This window comes from Skermanella sp. (genome assembly GCF_059503625.1).
The window spans coordinates 1-7,391 of sequence record NZ_JCACHA010000916.1; the positions used below are offsets into that span (position 1 = coordinate 1).

Annotated in this window: 9 protein-coding genes; 3 read left to right on the forward strand and 6 right to left on the reverse strand. The window is 63.9% G+C overall.

Annotation, left to right across the window (positions count from 1 at the left end; all coding sequences use genetic code 11):
* Window positions 1-76: 76 nt before the first annotated feature.
* Complete coding sequence (locus AC5JJ6_RS33390) at window positions 77-916, reverse strand: universal stress protein (RefSeq protein ID WP_496046169.1); 840 nt, start codon at window positions 914-916, stop codon at window positions 77-79.
* A 154-nt stretch (window positions 917-1,070) separates the two neighbouring features.
* A complete protein-coding gene (locus tag AC5JJ6_RS33395) occupies window positions 1,071-2,126 on the reverse strand; it encodes an Ldh family oxidoreductase (RefSeq protein ID WP_496046170.1) in 1,056 nt (351 codons plus the stop codon).
* Between the two features lie 123 nt (window positions 2,127-2,249).
* Between AC5JJ6_RS33395 and AC5JJ6_RS33400 the strand changes: the two genes are divergently transcribed.
* Window positions 2,250-3,158: an SMP-30/gluconolactonase/LRE family protein gene (locus AC5JJ6_RS33400; RefSeq protein ID WP_496046171.1), complete on the forward strand. Its 909-nt coding sequence runs from the start codon at window positions 2,250-2,252 to the stop codon at window positions 3,156-3,158.
* A gap of 16 nt (window positions 3,159-3,174) precedes the next feature.
* Here the strand turns inward: AC5JJ6_RS33400 and AC5JJ6_RS33405 are convergent, their stop codons facing one another.
* A complete protein-coding gene (locus AC5JJ6_RS33405; protein ID WP_496046172.1) occupies window positions 3,175-3,339 on the reverse strand; it encodes a hypothetical protein in 165 nt (54 codons plus the stop codon).
* Window positions 3,340-3,752: 413 nt separating this feature from the next.
* Window positions 3,753-4,220: a hypothetical protein gene (locus AC5JJ6_RS33410; RefSeq protein ID WP_496046173.1), complete on the reverse strand. Its 468-nt coding sequence runs from the start codon at window positions 4,218-4,220 to the stop codon at window positions 3,753-3,755.
* A 57-nt stretch (window positions 4,221-4,277) separates the two neighbouring features.
* Here AC5JJ6_RS33410 and AC5JJ6_RS33415 point away from each other — a divergent pair, with 57 nt between their 5' ends.
* Window positions 4,278-4,784: a hypothetical protein gene (locus tag AC5JJ6_RS33415; RefSeq protein WP_496046174.1), complete on the forward strand. Its 507-nt coding sequence runs from the start codon at window positions 4,278-4,280 to the stop codon at window positions 4,782-4,784.
* 63 nt (window positions 4,785-4,847) lie between these two features.
* Here AC5JJ6_RS33415 and AC5JJ6_RS33420 read toward each other — a convergent pair whose 3' ends face one another.
* Window positions 4,848-5,771 (reverse strand): DnaJ C-terminal domain-containing protein, encoded by a 924-nt coding sequence (locus AC5JJ6_RS33420; RefSeq protein ID WP_496046176.1) that lies wholly within the window; start codon window positions 5,769-5,771, stop codon window positions 4,848-4,850.
* 117 nt (window positions 5,772-5,888) lie between these two features.
* Entirely contained in the window at window positions 5,889-6,362 is a 474-nt protein-coding gene (locus tag AC5JJ6_RS33425) for an RT0821/Lpp0805 family surface protein (RefSeq protein WP_044425538.1), read from the reverse strand.
* 202 nt (window positions 6,363-6,564) lie between these two features.
* Here AC5JJ6_RS33425 and pdxH point away from each other — a divergent pair, with 202 nt between their 5' ends.
* Complete coding sequence (gene pdxH / locus AC5JJ6_RS33430) at window positions 6,565-7,185, forward strand: pyridoxamine 5'-phosphate oxidase (protein WP_496046175.1); 621 nt, start codon at window positions 6,565-6,567, stop codon at window positions 7,183-7,185.
* The last annotated feature ends 206 nt before the right edge of the window (window positions 7,186-7,391 follow it).

Below are 7,391 nucleotides of genomic sequence, written 5' to 3' on the forward strand. Positions count from 1 at the left end.
CATCACGAGGTCCATGTTGAGTGAGCCGAAAACCAGAATCATGGCAGTCCCGTTCCCTGAAGAAAAACGGCGCCGCTCAGTGTGAGAACAGCACCGGTATGGTCATGTGGTGCATAATATGCCGCGTTACGCCGCCCAACACCAGTTCGCGAAGCCGCGACCTGCCATATGCGCCCATCACCAGCAGGTCGGCCGAGACGTCCGTCGCGTAGTTCAGGATCATGTCGCCCGCATCCATGCCCCTGGCCGAGAAGTGATCGGCGGTCACCATGACGCCGTGGCGCGCCAGGTGGAGTGCGATGTCTGCCCCCGGTTCGTCGCCCAGCCCGTCGAAGCCGGGCTTCGGGTTGACGGCAAGGACGCTGACCTTCTGCGCAGCTTCCAGCAGCGGCAGGGCATCGTTGACGGCGCGGGCGGCCTCCCGGCTGGCGTTCCAGCCGATCACCACGCGTTCGCCGATGCTGGCCGGCCGCCCCGCATAGGGAACCACCAGCACCGGCCGGCCGCAGTTGAACAGGACGTCCTCCGGATGGACCGGCGGCACCTCGCCGTCGCGGTCGGGGTCGACCTGACCGACGACGACGAGGTCGGCATAGCGGCCGACGATGCCGGTCACTTCCGTCGGATTGCCGCGCAGGGCGCGCCATTCCGACCGGTCGCCGATACCGGCCAGTTCGACGGCCCGGCGGAAGAGGGCGGCGGCTTCGTCCGCATGCTCCTGGGCGGTACGCCGCTGGATGGCGATGATGCCTTCGCCCAGTTCGCCCGCCACATAGCTGGGGAGGACAGGGGGAGAGGCGATGAACAGGCCCGTCAGGTGCGCGTCGTGCTTCTCGGCCAGCAGGATCGCGGTATTGACCCTCGCGGTGGACTGGGCGGTTTGGTCCACGACGACGACCAGGTTCTTGAGCGCCATGGTTTCTCTCCCTCTTATCGCATCATTGCCGCCTTGGCAGGCAGACAGAGGGCTCTCTGCCCTCCAAACCAGCATCCTCCCGTTGCCGGTACCCAATCATTGATTAGGATCAAAAGGGTGTTCCGGAAGAAAGGCGTTCAGGACGAAAGGCTGTTCAGGAAGAAAGGCTGTGCGGCTTCGCGACGCTCAGCCGGTCGGCCCAGGGCTCCAGTCCTTCCAGGATGCCGTCGTACAGCTCTACCCCGTTGCGGAGCTGATCCGCGCGCCGTTTCAGGCCACCTTCTCCCGGCAGCCGGACGGGCGGGCCGCCGGGACGGGGCGGCGTGGCATGTGCGGCATCGGCCAGCCAGGTCGTTTCCCGGATGAAACCGTCACGGCCCCCGAAGGCGTCGGGATCGAACACCTGGAGGAAGACCGAGGCGCCCCAGCCGGTCGCTCCGTCCGCGCGGCCATAGCCGCCCAGCGCCGACGTCATCATCTCGACCATCAAGCCCAGCGCATAGCCCTTGTGACCGAGGTCGAGGCCGCCGAGCGGCAGGATCGCCCCGGGCGGATCGGCGAAATACGCGGAGGCATCGGCGGTGGCGTTGCCGTGGCCGTCGATCAGCCAGGGATGGGGCAGGGGCTTGCCTTCGGCGTGGCTGCGGTTGGTCAGCCCGTTGGTGGTGGTGGACATGCTGACATCGAGCAGGACCGGCCCCTTGGATGTCGGCCAGCCGGCGGCCAATGGGTTGGGCGTCATGATTCGGCCGATGCCGCCATGAGGCGTCACGCTGGCGCCGGCCGGGTCGGAGCTTGCCAGGATGATCGCCAGTCCCCGGTCGGTCGCTCGTTTCAGATAGGCGGCCAGACAGGCGATATGGTGGCTGCGCCGGATCACGACGGTAGCCGTGCCGTACTGGACGGCACGCTGGCTCGCCAGATCGAGCGCCTGGACCACCAGCCAGGGGCCGGGCAGGCGCCGGCCGTCCCAGGTTATCGCAGGACCGGTGTCGGCGATCGTTTCCGGGTCGCCGCCGGTCGTCATGGTGCCGGCATCGATTTCCTTCAGGTAGCCCGGCAGCAGCTGGAGACCATGGGTGGTGTGGCCGAACAGGTCACCTTCCACCAGGATCTCCGCGACGGTCCTGGACCGGGCTGCCGGCAGGCCGGAAGCCTGAAGCAGGGCTTCGGCATACCCGACGAGCTTATCGGCGGCGAAGCGTGGCATCGTGTTTCCTCCATGCACTCTGTCTGAATTTTCTGATGTTGACGCCGCCCATGGGGCAGCGGATCGTTTGCCATGGCAACAAAAAATCGCCATGGGAAAACCCATAGGGGAGGAGGAAGCAAGATGGAAAGTCCTTTCGAGATCGTCGACAGCCGGTTCCGCCGTTACGCGCTCGGCAATGTCTTCATCGAAAAACTGCATACGGGAATGCGTTGGGCGGAGGGACCGGTCTGGTTTGGAGACGGCGGGCACCTGATCTGGAGCGACATACCGAACAACCGGATGATGCGCTGGGTGGAGGGTGGCGGCGTCAGCGTGTTCCGCTCGCCGTCGAACTTCACCAACGGCAACACCCGCGACCGCCAGGGCCGGCTGGTGAGCTGCGAACATGGCGCGAGGCGGGTCACGAGGACCGAGTACGACGGCTCCATCACCGTGCTGGCCGACAGCCACAAGGGGAGACGCCTGAACTCGCCCAACGATGTCGTGGTGAAATCGGACGGCTCGATCTGGTTCACCGATCCGCCATACGGCATCCTGACCGACTACGAGGGCCACAAGTCCGAGATCGAGCAGGACGGCTGCCACGTCTACCGGATCGATCCGGAGTCCGGCCAAGTCGCGGTGGCCGCCGGCGACTTCGACAAGCCGAACGGCATCGCCTTCTCACCGGACGAACAGATGCTCTACGTCGCCGATACGGGAGCTTCGCACCGTGACGACGGACCGCACCATATCCGCGCCTTCACCGTTTCCGAATCGGGGAGCCTGTCGGGCGGCGAAGTCTTCGCCACGATCGAGCCCGGGCTGGCGGACGGGTTCCGCCTGGACACCGACGGGAACGTCTGGACCAGCGCCGGCGACGGGGTCCATTGTTTCTCGCCCAACGGCGATCTGCTGGGGAAAGTCAGGGTTCCGGAGGTGGTTTCCAACCTAGCCTTCGGCGGACCGAAACGGAACCGGCTGTTCATCACCGCCACGACGTCGCTCTACAGTGTTTATGTCGGCGCCGTCGGGGCGGGGCGGTTCTGACCGGATGAGTCGACGGTTACGACGCCGAGGTTGAAGAAGCCTCGGCGTCACGCTCTGCATCCGGCGGGTTGTTGCTGTTGTCGTGACGCAAAGTGGAACCGTCGAATGGCTGGAGTCCCAGATCGGCCATGACCTGCTCAAGACTGCGCGGGGGTGTCAGTAGATAGCTGCTGATAGGCATTGAAACTCGCTCCGTTCCGATGGAGCCAAATTAGCGTGACCGAGTAAAAGACAGATTAATGACAGAGATTTAATTGCCGTTAAGCATGACTGAGAGCCGAATGTTGCCATTTACAGGTCAAGTAACTTCGCTGCCGAAAGAGTCCCCTCGTCGCTAAAGAGGTTATTCCTACTACTTTTGACTTTATAGTGGATGGCTTCGCTATGTGGAAAATTCCGACTTTGGTTCTCGCCATCGCCGCTCTGGTGGTATTTCATACGCCTCTCGCGGCGCTCGCCTTCTTTGGCGTCGTTGTCGGCTTGTTCGTTACAACCGTCTTCGCCTCGACCCCAAGTTCTGGGGGGCGTGAGTTGTAGGGCGACGGCAAGACAGGCGGCCCGGCTCCTTCTGCGAAACCGGGCAGCCCGCCGCGGTCATTCGGCCGCGTGATGCGTCATTTCAAGCGGGCGCTTCGCCGGCGGCGTCTGAGGCTGCGCCACCGAAGCGCGCAGCAGAAGGGAACAGCCGAACATGATCAGGCCAATTACAAAGACCACTAACGAAGCGAGCGCGGCAAAGGCCGACCTTGTCTCGTCGAGCCAAAGCGTGACCCCTGCGACGATAAAGCACGCATAGCTGCCCAACCCGATCAGGCCGGCCAGCGGACCGATGTTGAACGGAACGTTACTCAACCGCTTCTTTAAGTCCTGAGCCCAGGTGCTCGCCGTTGCATAAATCATGACTGTGCCTGACCTGTTCCTTGTTTTGATTTGGAATTGCCAAGAATAAGCGCGGTTTGCGGTTCCCGCGTCAAGCCGTTTGGTTGGCTCCGGCATAGGCCGAAAATAAGGCGGAAAGGAGATGCCCAACTGCGCGCCATTTAACCGCTTGTTGACCATCAAGCCCCAAAATTGTCTCCATGCGGCGGAGGATCCGCGTTACGGGTACTGGAGATGACGGTGTCGGGCAGTTTTGAAATCCGCCCTCGCGGGGGCGATCTTGAAGGTGGAGTTTCCTCCTCGCGCCGCACGGGGGATCATCACCGCGGCGGTGACGACGCCCTGTTCGACGAGTTCAACAATACCCTGGCACGCCTGGAAGGCGCCGGCCGCGACCGTGGAAGCACCAGCGGCCTGATCACCCAGATCGAGCAGCTGGCCTCGGTAGTCGAGCGGCAGGCACAGGAACTGCGCGTCGCCCGCGGGGCCGCCGCCAAGCTGGAGGGCGAGAACGAACGGATGCGGCAGATGCTGCACGCCTTGATCGCCGCCATCGACGCGGGGGAGACAAGGCTGTTCGGCACGGTGGAGCGTGCGGAGAGGCGTCTGCGGGAACTCATCGATACCGGCACCGCCTTGCCCGAACCGTCCCATCAGGTCCAGGCGCCGCGTCCGCGCGCCGCCCGTCCCATCCGCGACCACGAGCCGGGCCTGCCGGCCAAGCCGTCCATCAGGGTCATCGAATAGCCGAATAGATCGCCGTGCGGGTGCCGGGCCTTCAAGCCCGGCGATTCCGCGCAGCCATCACCCCTATTCCAGTCCGACCTTTTTCCTGACGTCGTAGCTGCGGTCTTTGGCCCAGCGCTCCAGGAAGGACGCCAGTTCGCTGTCCGGAGGGTCGGGCAGAACGACTTTCAATTTCACGTACTGATCGCCGGCTATCCCGCTTTTAGCGTCGGGAATCCCCTTGCCCTTGAGCCGCAGGGTGCCGCCCGTGTTGGAGCCGCGCGGCACCTTGACCGCGACCTGACCACCCAGCGTCGGCACCTTGATCGTCGCTCCCAGCACCGCTTCGGGAAGGCTGATCGGCAGTTCGAGGTGAATGTCCGATTCCTTGCGGACGAAGAACGGGTGCTGCTCGACATGGACCTCGACGATCGCATCGCCGGCCGGTGCCCCGCCCATGCCGGCGATGCCCTGGCCCTTCAGCCGGAGCTTCTGCTGGTCTTCGGTGCCCGGCGGGATCGCCACGTCGATGCTCTTGCCGGTCGACAGATTGATTCGGCGCTTGGTGCCAAGTGCCGCTTCGGTGAACGGGACGGTGACCGAATAGGCGATGTCGGTGCCGCGCTGCTTGAAGCCGGCGCCGGCGCCGCCACCGGCTCCGCCGCGACGGCGGCCGGCGCCGAACAGGTCGGAGAAAAGGTCCTCCGCATCGAAACCGCCGAAGTCGCCGGCACCCGCCCCGGCGCTGCGTCCACCGCCCGAATACGCCCGGTGAAGCGGACGTTCGTTGCCGTTGGCGTCTATCTCGCCACGGTCGAACCGGCCGCGCTTTTCCGTATCGGACAGCAGGTTGTAGGCGCCCGAAACGTCCTTGAACCGCTGTTCGATGTCGGGGCGGCCCGGATTGAGGTCCGGGTGATACTGCTTTGCGAGCTTCCGGTAAGCCTGTTTGATTTCTTCGGCTGAGGCCGACCTGGTCAATCCCAGAACCTGATAAGGGTCGCGCATGACGGCCACGAGATAAAGTATCCTGTCAAAAAGATCCGGCACTACGGCGAACACCCGCCATCCAGAACGGTGGCGGGCGTCTTGACAGGTCCGACTATCCCGATCGATCGCCGCAGCTTACTGCACGATCTTCCAGGAACCGTCGGGCTGCTGGCAAGCTTGGCCGAAAGCCTGTTGGGTTCTGCCCCCGACAGTAACCGTTTGCTGGTATTCCCGGCAATAAGCGTTTGTGTTCGACTGGCGGCCCTCACGGATTGGCACGATCACGCCGGAGTTGCCGCTCTCGGGATTGTTCCAGACGATCTTCTGTCCGATCGGAGCCGCATAAGCCTGCTGAACCGCGCGCCCGGCGTAAGCCTGGTCGGCGCGATCGAGGGAGGAGCCGATTTCGCTGCCGAGCAGGGCACCGAGGATCGTGCCGGCGCCGACCGCGACCAGCTTGCCGGTGCCGCCGCCGATCTGCGAACCGAGCAGGCCGCCCGCGGCAGCGCCGCCCAAAGTGCCGAATCCCTGCTTCGGACCGATCCCGTCCGTCGTGCATCCGGCGACGAGCGTCAAGGCGAGGAGCGCCGGAGCGAATTTCTTGACCATCTTGCTGCAAAGCCTCGTTGATTCATGCCAGAGTGCGACGGCTCACCCAGGCGCTGCCAATTCGGACACCGGACCGGCATCCCCCGCCGAGGATACCTGCCATCGAAATCGGCCGACCTGTCTGTCCGCCGACGCATGGAAATCCGTATCGTCTCTAATAATGTATATTCCGTTTCACTCCAGCGTATGACGGGGATCACAGATGATTGAGTTTAATGCAAACGATCCCTTCGGGCTGTTCCGCCAATGGATGGCCGATGCGGAAAAGTCGGAACCTGAAGATCCCAACGCGATGGCGCTGGCGACTGCCGATGCCTCGGGCGTGCCGTCGGTCCGCATGGTGCTTCTGAAGGGGATCGACGACAGGGGGTTCGTCTTCTATACGAACCTGGAAAGCCGAAAAGGCGTTCAGCTTGCTGAAAATCCCAACGCGGCCCTGTGCTTCCACTGGAAATCGCTCAAGCGGCAGATCCGTGTCGAAGGTCCGGTCGAGGCGGTGAGCGAGGCGGAAGCGGACGAGTATTATCATAGCCGTCCGCGCGGCAGCCAGATCGGCGCCTGGGCGTCGCGCCAGTCCAGGCCGCTGGAAGGACGCTGGGAGCTGGAAAAGCGAGTGGCGGAGTTCACCGCGAAGCATGCGATCGGAACGATCCCCCGGCCGCCGCACTGGTCGGGCTTCCGTGTACTTCCCAGCCGGATGGAGTTCTGGCACGACCGCCCCTTCCGGCTTCACGACCGCGTGGTTTTCCATCGTGCCGGAGGAAGGGCCGGGGAAAATGCTGCGGGAGATAAGGGATGGACAACGGAGCGGCTGTTCCCTTAATAGCGCCGTATGGTGCAAGGGAACGACAAGATGGCCGATTCGAAGCGGGACCGGGCAGAGCCTGTAGATCATGACGGCGCCTTGCGCCGCCGCGCCACCTACGCCAGCGTCGCCGTCGCGGCGACGCTGATCGTCACCAAGCTGACGGCCTACCTGTTCACCGAATCGGTCAGCATCCTGTCTTCCCTGATCGACAGTTCATCGGA

Bases quoted from the DNA above. Each gene is read 5' to 3' on its own strand.
- AC5JJ6_RS33390 (WP_496046169.1), bottom strand. From the start codon at position 916: ATGGCGCTCAAGAACCTGGTCGTCGTCGTGGACCAAACCGCCCAGTCC.
- AC5JJ6_RS33395 (WP_496046170.1), bottom strand. From the start codon at position 2,126: ATGCCACGCTTCGCCGCCGATAAGCTCGTCGGGTATGCCGAAGCCCTG.
- AC5JJ6_RS33400 (WP_496046171.1), top strand. From the start codon at position 2,250: ATGGAAAGTCCTTTCGAGATCGTCGACAGCCGGTTCCGCCGTTACGCG.
- AC5JJ6_RS33405 (WP_496046172.1), bottom strand. From the start codon at position 3,339: ATGCCTATCAGCAGCTATCTACTGACACCCCCGCGCAGTCTTGAGCAG.
- AC5JJ6_RS33420 (WP_496046176.1), bottom strand. From the start codon at position 5,771: ATGCGCGACCCTTATCAGGTTCTGGGATTGACCAGGTCGGCCTCAGCC.
- AC5JJ6_RS33425 (WP_044425538.1), bottom strand. From the start codon at position 6,362: ATGGTCAAGAAATTCGCTCCGGCGCTCCTCGCCTTGACGCTCGTCGCC.
- pdxH (WP_496046175.1), top strand. From the start codon at position 6,565: ATGATTGAGTTTAATGCAAACGATCCCTTCGGGCTGTTCCGCCAATGG.